The organism is Pseudarthrobacter sp. NPDC058119, from assembly GCF_042884655.1.
Taxonomy (GTDB): Bacteria; Actinomycetota; Actinomycetes; order Actinomycetales; family Micrococcaceae; genus Arthrobacter.
In genome coordinates this window covers 1-17,728 of the sequence record NZ_JBHVTN010000015.1, presented here as the reverse complement: position 1 = coordinate 17,728, position 17,728 = coordinate 1, and the positions used below count along the sequence as shown (strand labels likewise).

General features: G+C 67.2%; 14 protein-coding genes and 1 pseudogene. 9 read left to right on the top strand and 6 right to left on the bottom strand.

Going from position 1 to position 17,728, the window contains the following annotated elements; translation table 11 throughout:
• Positions 1-57 precede the first annotated feature (57 nt).
• Together ACFVTD_RS20890 and pucL are read right to left on the bottom strand one after the other, a co-directional pair.
• On the bottom strand, positions 58-1,563 hold the full coding sequence (locus tag ACFVTD_RS20890) for a nucleobase:cation symporter-2 family protein (protein WP_387567056.1): 1,506 nt from the start codon (positions 1,561-1,563) through the stop codon (positions 58-60).
• A 134-nt stretch (positions 1,564-1,697) separates the two neighbouring features.
• Positions 1,698-2,606, bottom strand: coding sequence for a factor-independent urate hydroxylase (gene pucL, locus ACFVTD_RS20885; RefSeq protein ID WP_387567054.1), 909 nt, complete (start codon positions 2,604-2,606; stop codon positions 1,698-1,700).
• Positions 2,607-2,964: 358 nt separating this feature from the next.
• Between pucL and ACFVTD_RS20880 the strand changes: the two genes are divergently transcribed.
• Entirely contained in the window at positions 2,965-3,168 is a 204-nt protein-coding gene (locus ACFVTD_RS20880; protein ID WP_387567051.1) for a hypothetical protein, read from the top strand.
• A 15-nt stretch (positions 3,169-3,183) separates the two neighbouring features.
• Here the strand turns inward: ACFVTD_RS20880 and ligD are convergent, their stop codons facing one another.
• Positions 3,184-4,428 (bottom strand): non-homologous end-joining DNA ligase, encoded by a 1,245-nt coding sequence (gene ligD / locus ACFVTD_RS20875; protein ID WP_387567049.1) that lies wholly within the window; start codon positions 4,426-4,428, stop codon positions 3,184-3,186.
• A 31-nt stretch (positions 4,429-4,459) separates the two neighbouring features.
• Entirely contained in the window at positions 4,460-5,827 is a 1,368-nt protein-coding gene (locus ACFVTD_RS20870; RefSeq protein WP_387567046.1) for an 8-oxoguanine deaminase, read from the bottom strand.
• 402 nt (positions 5,828-6,229) lie between these two features.
• Between ACFVTD_RS20870 and ACFVTD_RS20865 the strand changes: the two genes are divergently transcribed.
• The 8 genes from ACFVTD_RS20865 (at position 6,230) to ACFVTD_RS20830 (ending at position 16,601) form a co-directional block, all read left to right on the top strand.
• Positions 6,230-6,724: a nucleoside deaminase gene (locus ACFVTD_RS20865; RefSeq protein WP_387567043.1), complete on the top strand. Its 495-nt coding sequence runs from the start codon at positions 6,230-6,232 to the stop codon at positions 6,722-6,724.
• 15 nt (positions 6,725-6,739) lie between these two features.
• Positions 6,740-8,299: an NCS2 family permease gene (locus ACFVTD_RS20860; RefSeq protein WP_387567059.1), complete on the top strand. Its 1,560-nt coding sequence runs from the start codon at positions 6,740-6,742 to the stop codon at positions 8,297-8,299.
• Between the two features lie 97 nt (positions 8,300-8,396).
• Positions 8,397-9,617 carry an XdhC family protein gene (locus ACFVTD_RS20855; RefSeq protein WP_387567040.1) on the top strand — a complete coding sequence of 407 codons (1,221 nt, stop codon included), beginning with the start codon at positions 8,397-8,399 and terminating at the stop codon, positions 9,615-9,617.
• Positions 9,608-10,543, top strand: coding sequence for an FAD binding domain-containing protein (locus ACFVTD_RS20850; protein WP_387567037.1), 936 nt, complete (start codon positions 9,608-9,610; stop codon positions 10,541-10,543). Before ACFVTD_RS20855 ends, ACFVTD_RS20850 begins: the two co-directional genes overlap by 10 nt.
• A 2-nt stretch (positions 10,544-10,545) precedes the next feature.
• Positions 10,546-13,371 (top strand): molybdopterin-dependent oxidoreductase, encoded by a 2,826-nt coding sequence (locus tag ACFVTD_RS20845; RefSeq protein WP_387567034.1) that lies wholly within the window; start codon positions 10,546-10,548, stop codon positions 13,369-13,371.
• An 87-nt stretch (positions 13,372-13,458) separates the two neighbouring features.
• Positions 13,459-14,439 carry an aldo/keto reductase gene (locus tag ACFVTD_RS20840; RefSeq protein WP_387567031.1) on the top strand — a complete coding sequence of 327 codons (981 nt, stop codon included), beginning with the start codon at positions 13,459-13,461 and terminating at the stop codon, positions 14,437-14,439.
• A gap of 25 nt (positions 14,440-14,464) precedes the next feature.
• Complete coding sequence (locus ACFVTD_RS20835) at positions 14,465-15,112, top strand: uracil-DNA glycosylase (RefSeq protein ID WP_387567028.1); 648 nt, start codon at positions 14,465-14,467, stop codon at positions 15,110-15,112.
• Positions 15,113-15,167: 55 nt separating this feature from the next.
• Positions 15,168-16,601, top strand: coding sequence for a DUF222 domain-containing protein (locus ACFVTD_RS20830; RefSeq protein WP_387567026.1), 1,434 nt, complete (start codon positions 15,168-15,170; stop codon positions 16,599-16,601).
• Positions 16,602-16,690: 89 nt separating this feature from the next.
• Here the strand turns inward: ACFVTD_RS20830 and nboR are convergent, their stop codons facing one another.
• Both nboR and ACFVTD_RS20820 read right to left on the bottom strand, forming a co-directional pair.
• On the bottom strand, positions 16,691-17,332 hold the full coding sequence (gene nboR / locus ACFVTD_RS20825; RefSeq protein WP_387567023.1) for a nicotine blue oxidoreductase: 642 nt from the start codon (positions 17,330-17,332) through the stop codon (positions 16,691-16,693).
• A gap of 24 nt (positions 17,333-17,356) precedes the next feature.
• Positions 17,357-17,728 (bottom strand): annotated as a pseudogene (locus ACFVTD_RS20820) (pyruvate dehydrogenase (acetyl-transferring), homodimeric type); the annotation flags it as partial.

Sequence of the window (17,728 nt, the reverse complement as noted above, 5' to 3'; positions counted from 1 at the left end):
GGGGGACGGGCACGGACCTTACTCGAATCGGTCGGGCCGCCGTCGTTCTTCTGTCTGCTAATGCTCTGATGCCTTCTCGGCTGACTGGACCGGGACTTCCTTGCCGTCGCAATCGATGAGCTTGCCGTTTTCGAACCGGTCGCCCTCGGCCAGGCAGCGGAGGTCTTCCGCACGGACCAGGCGCTCGGTGCCGGCCACGAACACGGACTGGTTGTCCGAATTGCCGGCCCGGAGGTGGTTGAACAGCAGGTTCAGCAGGATGGCCATGACGGCGGCCGAACTGATGCCCGAGTGGAAGATCGTGCCGAACCAGGACGGGAACTGGTCGTAGAAGGTGGGGGCAGCGATGGGAATCATGCCGAAGCCGATCGAGGCGGCCACCACGATCAGGTTCATGTTGTTCCTGTAGTCCACTTTGGACAGGGTGCGGATACCGCTGGCCGCAACGGTGCCGAAGAGCACGATGCCTGCGCCGCCGAGGACGGGGGTGGGAACCGCTGCCACCACGCGGCCCAAGACGGGCAGCAGGCCCAGGACCACCAGGATCACGCCGCCGGCGCTGACCACGAACCTGCTCTTGACGCCCGTGATGGCCACCAGCCCCACGTTCTGGGCAAAGGCGCTTTGGGTGAAGGAGTTGAACAAGGGGGAGACGGCGCTGGAAAGCATGTCCGCGCGCAGGCCGTTGCCGATCCGCTTGGAGTCGACCTTGGTGCCGACAATCTCGCCGACGGCGATGATGTCCGCAGAGGTTTCCGTGAGGGTGACCAGGATGACGATCAGCATGGAGATGATCGCGGCAACCTCAAACGTGGGCGGGCCGAAGGCGAACGGGGTGGGGAAGGCGACGATCTCGCCCTGGCCTACCTTGGAGAAGTCAGCCATGCCGAAGACGATGGCGATCACCGTTCCCAGGACCATGGCCAGCAGGATGGACAGCCGGGAGATGGCGGCGCTTCCCACCTTGCTCAGCAGCAGCACGATGCCCATGGTGGCCGCGGCGAGTCCAATGTTCGCCACGCTGCCGTAGTTCGGCGCCTTGTTGTTGCCACCCATGGCCCAGTTGGCGGCCACCGGCATCAGCGTCAGGCCGATGGTGGTGATCACGGTCCCGGTCACCACCGGCGGGAAGAAGCGGATGATCTTCGAGAACAGGGGCGTGATGAGCAGGCCGATCAGCGATGCGGCGATGACTGAACCGAAGACAGCCTGGATCCCGCCGCCGCCATGGACGATGGCCACCATGGTGGAGACACCGGCAAAGGACACGCCCTGGACCAGCGGCAGTTGCGAGCCGAAGAACGGGATGCCGACGGTCTGCAGGATGGTGGCGAGGCCGCCGACGAACAGGCAGGCCGCGATCAGCAGGCCGATGTCCTGTGAGTTCATTCCCGCGGCGGCGCCGATGATCAGCGGCGGGGCAATGATGCCGCCATACATGGTGAGGACGTGCTGGAAGCCGTAGGCGAACATGCTTCCGATGGGGAGCCGCTGGTCCTCGGGCCGGGCCGGCCGTACGCCTTTGCCGGCGGCTGCGGGGGCCAGTTTCTTCTTGGTGTTCATGGCAGACTTTCTTGGTTCATGGCAGACGTCATCGTCTGGCTAACTGGTGTCTGGCTAACAGGTGAAGCTAGGGGTGGGGTGATGGTGGCGGGCCCAGCCATCGAAGGCTGGGCCCGCCGCTGAGGGTGCAGGGTCTAGCAGAAGCCGGCGATGCCGGACCAGGCAGCGGGCGCCGCGGCGGCGTCGTCGCGCTGGACGGTGGCCTCGATCAGGCCGTAGGGGCGGTCCGCGGCGAAGAAGACCTCGTTGGGGTTGTCCAGGCCGAACGGGGTGAGGTCGACCAGGAAGTGGTGCTTGTTGGGCATGGAGAACTTGATCTCGTCGATCTCGCCGTGCGCCTCCAGGACCTTGGTGCCCATGTCGAACAGGGTCTGCTGCAGGGCGTGCGAGTACTTTTCGGTGAAGCCTTCGAGCAGGAGTCCCTTGACGTCGTCGTAGCTCTTGTTGAAGTCCAGGGCATTGAAGTCAGTTCCGGGCTTGAAGCGCCAGCGGGCGGAAACGTCCGTGGCGAGGATCCGGTCCGTGGTTTCCGGCAGCGTGGTGTAGCGGTCGCGGGGGTAGCCTACGAACCCCGACTGGGTGGACTTCAGGACGGTCAGGTCCTTCAGCCCCGAGATGAGGTGGGTGTCGGCGCCGTCGCGGACCAGGACGGCGGTGCGGACTTCCTGGCCATTGCGGACGAACGAGTGGTCGTGCTCGCTGCCGTGGGCCTGGATGCGGTTCCACGCGTAGGACTCGGCTTCCCAGCGGCCGCCGGTGACCCAGTCGAAGCTGGAAGTGAAATGCTCGCCGAGGCGCAGGATGAATTCTTCCGGTGAGCCGATGCCGTCGCGGGCAAAGGCGTAGATGGTGTTCTTCTGGGTGTCCGTGGCCACCACGTGGGCGTTGTCGCCCTCAAGGTGTGCGGCGGTGAAGTCGCCTCGCAGCTGCGAGGTGACGTTCAGGTCTTCGATCTCGTGTCGGTTGGTGTCCCTGGTGATCTTGACGACGCGGACTTCGGCCTTGCCGTACTGGTTTTCGCCGAGAATGATCTTGCTGCTCATGGTCTTTTCCCAATCTCCGGTAAGTGGAACCAAGGTTCCATCACTGAAATTAAGCGCGCGTTTCAAGCGCGTTTCCGGTGGAGCCGACCCAACAAAAAAGAGCCGGCATCCATTGATGCCAGCTCATTACGACCCTGCCTGCTGCTCCCAGGTTACGTGACCTGCGCCACGAGTTGCCTAACAGCGTACCCCGCGCAGGCGGTGGTGTACATCACAGGATGAAAATTCGATTTGTGACCGTCCCGGCCGCCCCGGGCCGCGTGGGGGCATTGACTGGGAGGATGACGCCTTCTAAGCTTTTCATATAGCAATAATTATTTTCCGCAATGCGAAATACTTATTGCGACAAGCAATGGACGTGAAAGAGGAGGATCAGATGTACCAGCAGGACAAGACGCCCTTCGCAGCGCAACAGGCTGCCGCGCCGTCACCCCAGGAGTTCTACCTCCCCCTCGGTGGCGGCACCGATCCGGACTTCTTCGTTCCGGAGGAGCGCATCGCCGCGCCCGGCCGCCTCTCGCGCTGGATCCTCGCCCTTCCGGGTTTCGGCCGGCAGCGCTAGGTGAACCCAGTACAGCTACGCCCCGGGGCGGCCTGGCCATTCCTTTCCGGCCCACGGATCGTAGTCCGCGATGAGTTCTTCCTGGCCCGGCCGGTCCGCGTCCGGGACGTGCTGCAGGTTGACCCGCACCCGGTACCAGAGCGAACTTGAACCCCGCATCCCGTCCACCAGGATGTCCGCCGGCTGCAGGGATCTGACCACGACGGCGTGCCCGGACTTCCATTCCTCAAGGGCGGCCAGCGCCTCCGGCTTGGTTTTGGTCCGCGCTACTTCGACCAGCGGCATCAGCGACTGCCGGCGGCCGGACCCGTTGCCGCTGCGCGGAGCCTTTTCCGCCGGACCGAGCTCCTTTGCAAGGGCAAGCAGTCCGTCCAGTGAACCCACCGCCCCGTCAATGCCTGCATGGGGGTCGCCGATCTGCGCGTACCGCCCGGGGACCGTCCGGACCGTGAACTGTCCGGGCCGGGCGGTGCGCATCTCCTCCCAGGTCAGGGGGGTGGATACGCGGGCGTCCGGCAGGGGCCTGACCGAATAGGCCGATGCCACGGTGCGGTCCTTGGCGTTCTGGTTGAAGTCCACGAACACGCTCTCGCCGCGCTCTTCCTTCCACCACCGTGCCGTGGCCAGTCCCGGTGCGCGGTTCTCCACCTCGCGGGCCAGAGTTTCGGCGGCCAGCCGGACATCCTTGTAGGACCACTCGGGCGAAATGCGCACCAGGATGTGCAGCCCGCGGGACCCGCTGGTTTTAGGCCAACCCACTAGCCCCACGTCGTCGAGGACCTCCTGCGCCACATAGGCCACGTCCACGATCTGCGACCAGTCCACACCCGGCATGGGGTCCAGGTCCACCCGCAGCTCGTCCGGGTGCTCGAGGTCCTCGGCCCGCACAGGATGCGGATTCAGGTCCAGGCAGCCGAGGTTGATCACCCAAGCCAGGCCTGCGGCGTCCCTGATGACGGCTTCCTCCGCCGAGGTCCCGGATGCGTAATGCAGCGTGCTGGTATCGATGAACGGTGGGTGGTTCTCCGGTACGCGCTTCTGGAAGAACGGCTCCGCATCGATGCCCTTCGGGAACCGCTTGAGCACCATCGGCCGGCCGCCGGCACCCCGCAGGGCACCCTCCGCCACCGCAAGATAGTAGCGCACGAGGTCAAGCTTGGTCAGCCCGGGCTCCGGGAACACCACCTTGTCCGGGCTCGAGATCCGGACCTCCTCACCATCGATGTCCAGGATCTCGGCCGGCGTCTTTGACGGAGTCATGCCGCCACGCTAGCAGCGGGTTTGCTGCCTGTCAGCCGTTGACCAGCCTCTTTGCCGCTGCCGAGTGCTCCGCAACCAGCCCGGCGATGTCCAGTCCCGGAATCTGCCCGTCCACTACGCGCCACCGGCCGCCCACCATTACCCGGTCTGCCCGGTCCGCTGCGCAGAGGAGCAGCGCCGCGACGGGGTCGTGGCTGCCGGAAAAGCGAAGGTCATCAAGCCGGAACAGCGCAAGGTCCGCCTGCATGCCCGGCGCCAACTGTCCCAGCCCGGCACGCCCCAGCACTGCGGCAGATCCGCGGGTGGCCCAGCCGAGCGCCCGTTCGACGGGCACGTCGGCGCCGTAGCGCAACCGCTGGAGATAGAGGGCCTGCCGGGCTTCCAGGATCATGTTGGAGGCATCGTTCGACGCCGAGCCATCCACTCCCAGCCCCACGGGAGCGCCTGCGTCTTCGAGTTCGAGGACCCGGGCCGTTCCAGAGGCCAGCCGCATGTTGGAGGTGGGGCAATGCGCGACGGCGGTTCCGGCCCTTCCGAGGCGGGTGATCTCATCGTCGCTGAAGTGGATCCCGTGCCCCAGCCAGGTGCGGTCCGTCAGCCAGCCGACGCTGTCCAGGTAGTCCACGGTGCGCAGGCCGAACCGTTCCCGGCAGAAGTCCTCCTCATCCAGGGTTTCTGCGAGGTGGGTGTGGAGCCTGACGTCCAGCCGTTCGGCCAGCGCCGCGCTTTCGGCCATGATCTCCTTGGTCACCGAGAACGGCGAGCAGGGCGCCAGGGCTATCTGGATGACTGCATCCTCCCCGCGCTCGTGGTACCGGCCGATCAGCCGCTCGCAGTCAGCCAGTACTACATCCGGATCCTGCACCGTGGACTGGGGCGGCAGGCCGCCGTCCTCCATCCCCAGGGTCATGGACCCGCGCGTGAGCGTGGCCCTCATGCCCAGCCGCCGCACCGCGTCCACCTCGATGTCGATCGCGTCCTCCAGTCCGGAGGGGAAGAGGTAGTGGTGGTCGGCGGCGGTGGTGCAGCCACTGAGCAGCAGCTCTGCAAGGGCCGCCGTGGCAGCCAGTTCCAGGTCTTTCGGTGTGAGCCGGGCCCAGACCGGATAGAGGTTCTGCAGCCATGGAAACAGCGGGACGTTGGCCACCGGCCCCCAGGCGCGCGTCAGGGTTTGGTAGAAGTGGTGGTGCGTGTTGATGAGGCCGGGCAGCAGGACGTGGCTGCCGGCGTCGAACGTTTGGGAGCAAGGCGCGGAGGGCTGCTGCCCGGCGGCCAGTACCTCGGTGATCACGCCGTCACTGACCACCACGCCGCCGGAGGCATCGAGGCTGTTGGCCGTGAACGCAGCGAGTGGATTCCGGATCCAGAGCCGGGAATCGGATACAAGGGAGGAAGTCATGGCTGTCCTTTGTCTGAGTGGAATGCGGTGCTGTAATCCAGCTCAGTGATGCCCTGTCTGCTGATCCAGGCGGCCGTCCCTGCGGGCAGGGCGGGTGGGATCAGACTAGGGAGTCGGCTTCACCTGCGTCAACGTCTCCTTTTGTGACCGGCGGCCCGGATGGGACGTGAACAGCGTGAAACATGGATTTCACATGGCGAAATTAAATTTCCAGAAAACTATGGCGTGGCCCACAAACCGGTGCTAATCTCGATTCTGCCAAAGGCGGGCACCCGATCCCGGGAAGCTATCTACCAGGCGCAACTTAACCTTCACAGCACATGCTGAAGCCTGGTAACCGTTCGCACCTGGTTTTACTGGTCCTGCGCGGCAACAGGCTTCCCGGCAAAAGGAAGTCGCATCATGAGTACCACCGTCACGGCCGAACAGTTTTTGGCCCGCTCCATCCGGCTGGCAACAGCCAACGTCCTCAACAGCGGAGGCCCGTTCGGCGCCATGATCGTCACCGCGGACGGCAAGACGTTCGACGGCGTCAACCGCGTCACCGCGGACAACGATCCCACCGCGCACGCCGAAGTCACCGCCATCCGCACCGCCTGCCGCGAACTGGGCACCTTCGACCTCAGCGGCGCCACCCTCTACACCAGCTGCGAGCCGTGCCCCATGTGCCTGGCCTCGGCGCTGTGGGCACGGGTGGGCCGCGTTGTCTACGCGGCGGACCGCCATGATGCCGCCTCGGTTGGCTTTGACGATGCCGTCTTCTACGAATACTTCGACAACCAAGACAGGGATTCCCTGATGCCGGTTGCCAAGCTGGAGCTGGCGGACCCGGAGGCGCCCGAACCGCTGGAACCGTTCAATACCTGGAACACGCTCGAATCCAGGATTGATTACTAGGGCCCGGTGGCTGACATGACAATCCTGGATAATTCCGCTGAAAAGCAGGCTGCGCTCTTCCCCGACGGGAACGGCGGCGCAGAGCCCGCAGCGGCACGCGAAACACGGACGGCACCGGGGCGCAAGCACGGCACCCCGCCTGCACCGGACTCCTTCCTTGACCGCTTCTTCCACATCACCCGGCGGGGCTCCACCCTGGCCCGCGAATTCCGGGGCGGCCTGGTCACCTTCTTCACCATGGCGTACATCGTCATCCTGAACCCCCTCATCCTGGGCGGATTCAGCGCTGACAACGCACCCACCGACGTGGCCGGAGGCTGGCTCTCCGCGTCACAGGTGGGTGCCGTCACCGGCCTCACCGCCGGCGTCATGACCATCCTCTTCGGCCTCATCGCCAACCTGCCGTTCGGCCTCGCTGCGGGCCTGGGCATCAACTCCTTCCTTGCCGTCTCGGTGATCCACGAGGTCACCTGGGCCGAGGCCATGGGCCTGGTGGTCATCAATGGCATCCTGATCGTGCTCTTCGGCGTCACCGGTGCCCGGACGGCCATCTTCCGTGCCGTGCCCAAGGAACTGAAGGCCGCCATCACCGTCGGCATCGGCCTCTTCATCGCCTTCATCGGCTTCGTTGACTCCGGCTTCGTCAGGCCTACGGCAGGCGGCCCGCCCGTTCAACTGGGCGACGGCGGCTCCATCACCTCAGTGCCCACGCTCGTGTTTGTCGTCGGACTCCTGGCCATGGGCATCCTGGTGGCGCGCAAGGTCCAGGGCGGCCTGCTCATCGGCATTGTCGGCACCACCGTACTGGCCGCCGTCGTCGAAGCCGTCCTGAAGCTTGGCCCCGCCAGCGCCACCAACCCCGGCGGCTGGCACCTGAACACACCCGTCCTCTCCGGGCAGTTGGTGTCGGCGCCGGACCTTGGGCTGGTGGGCCACTTCGATCTCTTCGGGTCCTTCGCCAGGATCGGCGGACTCGCAGCCACCATGCTGGTGTTCACGCTGGTGTTCACCAACTTCTTCGACGCCATGGGCACCATGACCGGCCTGGCCAAGAGCGCCGGCGTCGCCCACAAGGACGGCACCTTCCCGCGGCTGAAGTCGGCCTTCATCGTGGAAGGCTTCGGCGCCGTGGCGGGCGGGGCAACGTCCGGGTCCTCCAACACCGTCTACATCGACTCGGCCGCAGGCATCGGGGAAGGCGCCCGCACGGGCCTGGCGTCCGTGGTCACCGGCGTGCTGTTCCTTGGCTCGATGTTCCTCACCCCGCTCACCAGCGTGGTGCCGCTCGAGGTGGCCGCGGCCGCCCTGGTGGTGGTGGGCGCCATGATGATGGCGCAGATCCGCGAGATCAAGTTCACCAAGTTCACCGTGGCCCTGCCGGCTTTCCTCACGATCGTCACCATGCCGCTGAGCTACTCGATCGCCAACGGTATCGGCGTGGGCTTCGTGAGCTGGGCCGTGATCGGGGCGGCCTCGGGCAGGGCGAAGAAGATCCACCCGCTGATGTGGGTGGTCAGTGCCGGGTTCCTGGTGTACTTCGCCCGCGGGCCCATCAACGCCCTGCTGGGCGGCTAGGCATCGACCATTCTTTTCAGGGGCCGGGCCAACCCTTGGCCCGGCCCCCGGAAGGACCGACAATTGACACCACCGCTGCGGAAGAAGGAGCGACGCCATGCTTGACCTGATCCCCTCGCTCGGCCCCTGGCTGTCCCGGATCGCGGCCCGGGAGTTCGCCGTGGCCACCATCGTGGCGGCCTCCGGATCGGTGCCGCGGCCCGTGGGAACGTCCATGCTTGTCGCCGGTTCCGGTGACGTGCTGGGCAGCCTGTCCGGCGGCTGCGTGGAAGGCGCCGTGGTGGCGCTCGCCCTGGAGGCAATGGACGACGGCGTCCCGCGCCACGGGAGCTTCGGCTTCAGTTCCGCGGACGCCTTCGCGGCCGGACTGACCTGCGGAGGAGAGCTGGGCATCCACATCCAGCCTGTACCGGCCGCCGCGCCCGGCGAAACCCCGCACCCGCTGCGGGCCGCCCTGCTGCAACTCGCCGAACCCGACCCTGACCACCCCGTGGCGCTGGCGCGCCTGCTGGGCACCCAGGGAGGCGTCGCCGTCGTCCTCTCCGATCCAGGCGCCTTCCGCCTGGCCGCCTCGTCGGAGCTGGCAGCGCTGCTGCACGGGGAACCAGCACTGCAGGTGGAGTCCCTGGTGCGCAGCGGCGGCGCCGGGCTGGTCCGGCTCCCGGAGCCGGGCGAATGCGCTCCGGACCGAAGCGACACGCATCCTGCCGGCGGGCCCGCCATCTTGGTGGAGTCCAGGCTGGCCCCGCCGCGGATGCTGGTCTTCGGCGCCAACGATTTCGGAGCCGCACTGGTCCCCGCCGCCAAGCTGCTGGGCTATCACGTGACCCTCGTCGATGCCCGCCCGGCTTTCGCGTCGCAGCCCCGGTTCGCGGCGGCCGACCAGGTGGTCACTGACTGGCCGCACCGCTACCTGGCAGCGGAAGTGGCCCAGGGCAGGACGGACAGCCGCACCGTTGCCGCCGTCCTCACCCACGACCCAAAGTTCGACATCCCCCTGCTGGAAACGGCGTTGGCCCTGGACCTTGCCTACGTGGGAGCCATGGGGTCCCGGCGGAGCCACCTCCAAAGGGTTGACCAGCTCCTCAACGCGGGCGTTCCGCCGGAGCGGATCGCCCGGCTGCATTCGCCCATCGGCCTTGACCTCGGTGCGGTCACTCCGGCCGAAGTGGCGGTATCCGTCACCGCCGAACTGATCGCCGCCCGTACCCGCGCAGCCAGCTGCCTACCGCTGCGGGAAACCTCGGGCACCATCCACCACCACCCGGCTGCCACGGCGCCCACAGACCTTAAGACGCAGGAGATCGCATGGACATGAACACCATCGAGGCGGTGGTCCGCACCACCGACCCCGCACAATGGCGTGACGGCGACGCCTGGCTGGCCGGCGGCACCGTCCTCTTCTCCTACGGCAGCTACGCGTTTGGCCCGCAGCCGCTGAAGCGGCTGCTGGACCTGGGCGGGGCCGGCTGGACGCCCATCACCGTCAGCGGAGACGGGATTGAGCTGGCAGCCACCTGCACCATCGCGCAGCTGTATGACCTGCCCGGTTCGCCGCAGGCGTCCGGACGTGCCTGGCCCGCGCTGGACCTCCTCCGTGCCTGCTGCGATTCCTTCGTGGCTTCCTTCAAGGTGTGGAACATGTCCACCGTGGGCGGGAACCTCTGCACCTCGCTGCCCGCCGGTCCCATCATTTCGCTGTGCGCCGGGCTGGACGGCACAGCCACCATCCTCACGGCCGGCGGCGGTAGCCGCACCGTCCCCGTCGCGGACTTCATCACCGGGGATGCGAAGAACTGCCTGGCACCCGGCGAGCTGCTCCGCAGCGTCCACCTGCCGGCGTCGGCCCTTTCTGCCCGAGTGGCGTTCCGGCGCTTGTCCCTCAGCAACTTGGGCCGGTCCGGGGCGCTGCTCATCGGACGGCTCGACGGCGACGCCTCCCTAACCCTGACGGTCACCGCCGCCACCAAGCGGCCGGTCCAGCTGGGCTTCGAAGGGCTGCCGGACGCAGACCGGCTCGCCGCCGCGCTGGACGACGCCATCCCCGCGGAGCTCTACCATGACGACATCCATGGCCTGCCTGCCTGGCGCCGCGACATGACCTACCGGCTGGCAGAGGAAATCCGCTCGGAACTCGCCGCTCCCGCCGGTGCGCAGGATATCCCTGTCTCCGGCGACTTCTGGCCGCCCCAGGCCGTGGCAGCACAAACGCCCGGGCCCACCACGCTTTCGAAAGGGGCCTGAGCATGGCCATCGAGATTAACGGAACCCCCGCCAGCGCGGACCCGCGCCCGGGGCAATGCCTGCGGACGTTCCTGCGGGAGCAGGGCAACACCGGTGTGAAGAAGGGCTGTGACGGCGGGGACTGCGGCGCCTGCACCGTCCACGTGGACGGGACCCCGGTCCACAGCTGCATCTACCCGGCCGTCCGCGCCGAGGGCCATTCGGTCACCACCATCGAGGGGCTGGCCCGTGCTTCAGATGGGCAGCTGCACCCGGTGCAGCAGCAGTTCATGGAACGCCAAGGCTTCCAGTGCGGCTTCTGCACGGCGGGCATGGTGATGACGGCCGCCACGTTCGACGACGACCAAAGGGAGAACCTGCCCCGCAACCTGAAGGGCAACCTCTGCCGCTGCACCGGCTACCGCGCCATCGCTGACGCGGTCTGCGGGAACGCCGGCCACCCCGATCCCCAGGGACCGGGATCCGGTATCGCAGGGGAGGGGCAGCCTGACCCGGAGCAGGGCCGTTTGGGTGACGACGTTCCGGCGCCTGCCAGCCGGGCGGTGGTCACCGGGGGCGCCCGTTACACCCTGGATCTCCCAGGTGACCAGCAGCAGGCACTGCTGCACCTGAAGATCCTGCGCTCGCCGCACGCACACGCCCGGGTGGTGTCCATCGATGCGGAAGCTGCCCTGAAGATTCCGGGGGTGGTGGCGGTCTTCACCCATGAGGACGCCCCGAAACAGCTGTTCTCCACCGCCCAGCACGAGCTCTTCACTGACGACCCAGACGACACTAGGGTGCTCGACGACGTGGTGCGCTTCATCGGCCAGCGGGTGGCCGCCGTCGTCGCCGAATCGGTGGGCGCCGCAGAAGCCGGAGTTCGGGCGTTGACGGTGGAATATGAGGAACTGCCCGCCGTCTTTTCCCCGCAGGAGGCCCTAACGCCCGGCGCGCCCCTGGTCCACGGGGACAAGGACGGCAGCGCGTCCCGCATTGCCCGGCCGGACGGGAACGTGGTGGCGGAACTGCACTCGGAACTGGGGAGCGTGGCTGACGGTTTCGCCGCCGCCGACTTCATCCACGAACGGACCTACCAAACCCAGCGGGTGCAGCACGTTGCGCTGGAGACGCACGCGGCCATCGCCTCGGTGGACGCCGAAGGCCGGCTGCAGGTCCGCACCTCCAGCCAGGTTCCGTTCCTGGTCCGGCGGACGCTGTGCCGGGTGTTCGGCCTGGAAGAAGACAAGGTGCACGTGGTGGCCGGGCGTGTGGGCGGTGGCTTCGGCGGCAAGCAGGAAGTCCTCACCGAGGACCTCGTGGCGCTCGCGGCCCTGAAACTGCAGCGGCCGGTCCAGCTGGAACTGACCCGCACGGAGCAGTTCACTGCCACCACCACCCGGCACCCGTTCACCATCAAGCTGAAGGCGGGCGCCAGCAGGGAAGGACGGCTGACGGCACTCGAGCTGGACGTGGTGACCAACACCGGCGCCTACGGCAACCACGGACCGGGCGTGATGTTCCACGGCTGCGGCGAATCGCTGGCCGTGTACAACTGCGCCAACAAGAAAGTGGACGCGCATTCGGTGTACACCAACACCGTGCCGGCCGGTGCGTTCCGGGGGTACGGGCTGAGCCAGATGATCTTCGCCATCGAGTCCGGCATGGACGAGCTCGCCGCCGGGATCGGCATGGATCCGCTGGAGTTCCGCCGGCGCAACATGGTCCGCGAGGGCGATCACATGCTGTCCACCAGGCCGGATCCGGAGGAGGACGTCCACTACGGCAGCTACGGACTGGACCAGTGCCTGGACCTGGTCCGGGACGCCCTGGACCGCGGCAGGGTACGCTACCGGGATGCGGGCATGGCCGAGCTCGGTGCCGACTGGATGGTGGGTGAAGGTGCCGCCTTGTCCATGATCGACACCGTCCCTCCGCGCGGCCACTTTGCCCACTCCCACGTCCGGCTCCTGCCGGACGGGACGTACCAGGCCGACGTCGGGACCGCAGAGTTCGGCAACGGCACCACCACCGTGCACGCCCAGCTCGCGGCCACCGCGCTGTCCACTGAGGCGTCCAGGGTGGCGGTGCGGCAGTCGGACACGGACCTGGTGGAGCACGATACCGGTGCCTTCGGGTCCGCCGGCACCGTGGTGGCCGGCAAGGCGACCCTGGCAGCAGCGGAAGAACTGGCCGTCCGGATCCGTGCCTTCGCCGCCGGGATCCGGCAGACCCAGGCTTCGGCCTGCGTCCTCGACGGCGGCGCCGTGGTGGTTGACGGGACCCCCGTGGCACTGGGCGAACTGGCGCAGGCTGCCGCGGATGCCGGCGTTGAACTTGCTGCCGAGGGACGCTGGGGCGGTACACCACGCTCCATAGCCTTCAACGTGCACGGCTTCCGGGTGGCGGTGAACCGCGGCACCGGCGAGCTAAAGATCCTGCAAAGCGTTCAGGCAGCGGACGCAGGGGTAGTGGTCAACCCGCGCCAGTGCCGAGGACAGATCGAAGGCGGAATCGCCCAGGCACTGGGTGCCACGCTGTACGAGGAAGTGGTGGTGGATCGCGGCGGGAAGGTCACCACGGACATCCTGCGGCAGTACCACATTCCTACTTTCGCGGACGTGCCGCGCAGCGAGGTGTACTTCGCGGACACTAATGACAAGGTGGGGCCGCTGGGGGCCAAATCGATGAGTGAAAGCCCGTTCAACCCGGTGGCTCCTGCGCTTGCCAACGCCATCCGGAACGCAACCGGGGTTCGCTTTTCCTCCCTGCCCATTGCCCGGGACAGGATCTACCTGGGGCTGAAGGAAGCGGGGCTGGTGCCTAGTTTGGACCACGTTCCAAGCTAGGCCAGCGGCAGGTCACACTTTCGCTTGCCACGATGCAACCCGGGGTCGGAACTGACCCCGGGTTGCATCGTTGCATATAGTCGGGGGATGGAACAGCGGATTTTAGGCAAGACCGGACGCAGCGTCTCCGTCGTCGGGCTCGGTACCTGGCAGCTCGGCGCGGACTGGGGCAACGTGGACCCGGGCCAGGCGCAGGCCATCCTGGCGGCCTCGGTGGAAGCCGGGGTCACCTTCTTTGACACCGCCGATGTGTATGGCGACGGCAAGAGTGAGCAGGCCATCGGGAAGTTCCTGAAGGAGAACCCGGGCCTCGGTGTCACGGTTGCCACCAAGATGGGCCGCCGGCTGGAACAGCGCCCCGAGAATTACACGCTGGCCAACTTCCGCCAGTGGGTTGACAGGTCCCGGAAGAACCTGGGCACGGACACCCTGGACCTGGTCCAGCTGCACTGCCCGCCCACGCCTGTCTACAGCAACAACGAGGTGTACGACGCGCTGGACACCCTGGTCGCCGAGGGAGCCATCAGGAACTACGGCGTCAGCGTAGAGCGCACCGACGAGGCCCTGGAAGCCATCCGGCGCGCTGGTACGGCATCGGTGCAGATCATCCTGAACGCCTTCCGGCTCAAGCCCCTGGACGAAGTCCTCCCGGCGGCCAAAGCCGCCGGGGTGGGCATCATTGCCCGGGTTCCGCTGGCCTCGGGCCTGCTGTCCGGCAAGTACTCCAAGGACACCACGTTCGCGGAGAACGACCACCGGAACTACAACCGCAAGGGCGAGGCCTTCGACGTCGGGGAAACCTTCTCCGGCGTTGACTACGAGCTGGGCCTCAAGGCGGTCAAGGAGTTCGAGCAGCTGGTGCCCGAGGGCGCCACTACCGCACAGGCAGCCATCGCCTGGATCGCGGCGCAGGACGGCGTCAGCAGCGTGATTCCCGGCGCTCGGAATGTGGAGCAGGCCCGCGCTAATGCTGGCGCGGCCACTGTCAGCGTGGGCAAGGAGTTCGACGACGGCGTCCGCTGGATCTACGACCACTACTTCCGCGAGTCCATCCACCCGCGCTGGTAACCCGGTCGCCGCCTGGAGCAAGACGGTGACTGGCTCGGTCAGCGACTTTGTAGAGCGGCTCGCCGCCGTGCAGTTGGGGCCGGCCTGCACCAACTTCTTCGACCATGCAGTTCCCGAGAATGCGCTCCGCCGGCACAACCTGGAGCTCTACCTGCAGGAGATGCTGGAACGGCGGCCCAAGGTACTGCTCGTGGGGGAGGCGCCGGGCTTCAGGGGCATGCGGATCACCGGGGTGCCCTTCACCAACAGGGTCATCCTTGGAGGGCCCGCCAACGGCTTTGGGCTTTTCGGCCCTGGCAAGGGGTACGTGCTGCCGCCCGAAGCTGCGGGAGTAGCCGCGGAGCCCACCGCCACCGTGCTCTGGCAGGTCCTGGAAGAAGTGGGGTTCCTTCCGCTGCTGTGGAGTGCCTTTCCCTGGCACACCCACAAGCCGGGGCAGCCTTTGTCCAACCGCACGCCCAGGCCCTCCGAGACCAAGCTTGGCACGCCTTTCTGGCAGGAGCTCACGGCTCTTTTTGGTATCGATTCCCTCGTGGCCGTAGGCAACGTGGCCCAGCACAGCCTGCAGCGCAGCGGCCTGGACGTACCGAAGATCCGGCATCCCGCCCACGGTGGCAGGTCCGGCTTCAAACAGGGGCTGGAGCAGCTGCTGAAAACCGGGATGCAGGTCTGAGCTGAGTTAGTTTCTGCACAGTCAGAATGTCGTACCCCCTTGTCATGATGGGTTTATGGGGAAAGCAGCGGTGGCTCAGGCTTATGCGGATATTCGTGCTGCGTTTGCTGTGTTGAACGCGGAGGTTGACGGGCGCGGTTCTGAGGCGTTTTCGCGGGCTGATCCGTTGGCTGGTTTGGCGGATGGTTGCCTGGACATTCTGGCCGGTGCCCGTGAGGTGGAGGCCGGGATCGCGGCTTTGAAGGCCAGCGCGGCAGTGGCGTACGCGGAGAGCGCCGCTGTTGTTGCGGGCCCTGATGTGCCGGGGCGGGTGCAGGAGATGGCGGTCGCGGCGGAGGTCGGGTGTGTGCTGGCTTTGGGGCCGCGGGCGTCGTCGTCGTTTCTGGCGACTTCCCATGCGGTGGTGAAGGAACTGCCGTTGACGTTGAAGGGGCTGCGGGCAGGGTCCTTGTCCTGGGGCCATGCGGTGGTGATGGCGGATGAGGCGGCGTGTCTTGATGCTGGTGGGGCGGCGGCGTTGGAGGCGCATTTCATGGACCCTGACGCCTCGGACCGGGCACGGGGGTGCCCGATAGGGGACATGCCGGCGCACCGGTTCAAGGTCAAGGCCAGGACGTGGCGGGAACGCCACCACGCCGAAAGCATCGAAAAGCGCCACGCCAAGGGAGTGGCCGACCGGCGGGTGGAGTTCCGGCCGGACCAGGACGGGATGGCCTGGCTGTCCGCGTGCCTGCCCGCGGACCAGGCACTGGCCGGCTGGAGCCGGCTCACCGCGATCGCCCGTGGCTTGCCGGGACCGGATGAATGCCGCAGCATGCCGCAGCTTCGGGCCGATACCTTCGCCAATGCGGTCCTTGGCAGTGCCGGAGCGGAGCCCCAGTCTTCGCCGACCCGGGCGCAGGTGTTGGTCACGGTCCCGGTGTTCTCCCTGATGGGCCTGACGGACGAACCGGCGGTGCTGGACGGGTACGGTCCTATCCCGCCGTCCATGGCCCGGGAGCTCGTGGCGAACGGGGCCGGGTCGTTCTACCGGGTGTTGGTGGATCCGCGGGACGGGGCTCCGTTGGAGATCGGCCGGACGAGCTACCGGGTGACCGGGCCGATGCGGGCCTGGCTGCGGATGCGGGACGGGAAGTGCCCGTTTCCGGGGTGCAGCAACAACTCCCTGGATAACGAGGCCGACCACATTCTCGCCTGGGCCAAGGGCGGCACCACGGGGATCAGTAACCTGGGTCAGCCCTGCCCGAAGCACCACAGACTCCGCCACACCACGGGCTGGAAACCCACACCCGCAACGAAGAACGAGCCACCCGGCTGGACCTCACCCACCGGCCGGCACTATGCCAGCGAACACCAGGGCTGGGAACCACCCCGAAGGCCCCACCAAAAGCGGCCGGATGGAAAGTGGACCGGCAGCATCGATCCCATCCGCCATGGTGCGTCCCCCTGGGAAGATGCCCTCGCGCGCTTCCTGCGCGCCCGCGCCTGACCATGCCCGCTGTTGGAGTTGGAGCTGTTGGAGTTGGATCTGTTGGAGCCCGGTGCTGTTGGAGGCCTGCTGCTGGCGGAGCCCGGGTGCTACCGGAGAAGGCCCAGCTGGTCCGGCGTGTCCACGTCCTCGCCGGTGGACTGGTCGCTGCAGTCCACTTCGTCCACCAGGTCTGGACGGCTCCGCAGGAATCCGCGCGCGCCGGCATCGCCCGTCACCGTTGCAGACACTTCTTCGCGCAGGGATGCGTCGATGACCATGGGGTGCCCGCGGCGGAGAGCCGTCCCATCGCCGTCGTTGGAATCACGACGGCGGTACGCGGCGGCGGTGATCCGTCCCGGCCGGTGCCCGGCTAAGAGCCGTTGAACGGTCGCCGGAGTCAGGCCCGGCTGATCCACCAAGGCGACCAGGAGATGGTCTGCCGGGTCCGCGGCCCGGGCACCGAGCAGGAAGGAACTGCCCATTCCCGACTCCCACTCCGGGTTGGTCAGCACGCGGCAGCCGTCCAGCCTGGCGGCGGACTCAACCTCGGCCGCACCTGCACCGAGGACCACCACCACCTCCCGGCAGCCGCCGGCGAGCAGGGTGGTGGCAACGGCCTCAACCAGTGGCCGGCCCCGGTACGGAAGCAGGGCTTTGGGGCCCAGGCCCAGCCGGGTGCCCGCCCCCGCGGCAAGCACCACCCCGGTGGTCCTCATCCCCGCTGAACTGGTCCCGTTACTGTCACCCATAGCTGCACCCTATGGGAGCAACGCTCAGGTGTCGCCACCCGCCCCGCCGGTGGTGCCGGCGTTGACGTCCAGGAGCTTGTAGCGGTCCATGGCGTACGACGGCGCGCCCCCTTCCACTTCGCCCCTCGCCGCGAGCATCTGCAGCACCTTCACCACGATGGAGTGGGTGTCGTTCTTGAAGTAGCGGCGTGCTGCTGCGCGGGTGTCGGAGAAGCCGAAGCCGTCGGCGCCGAGGGTGGCGTATTCGTTGGGGACGAATTGCCGGATCTGGTCCGGGACGGCTTTCATGTAGTCCGAGACGGCGACGATGGGGCCGGTGGCTCCTTCGAGTTGCTGGGTGACGAAGGGGACGCGGGCGGGTTGGCCGGGGTTGAGGAAGGCTTCCTCTTCGGCGGC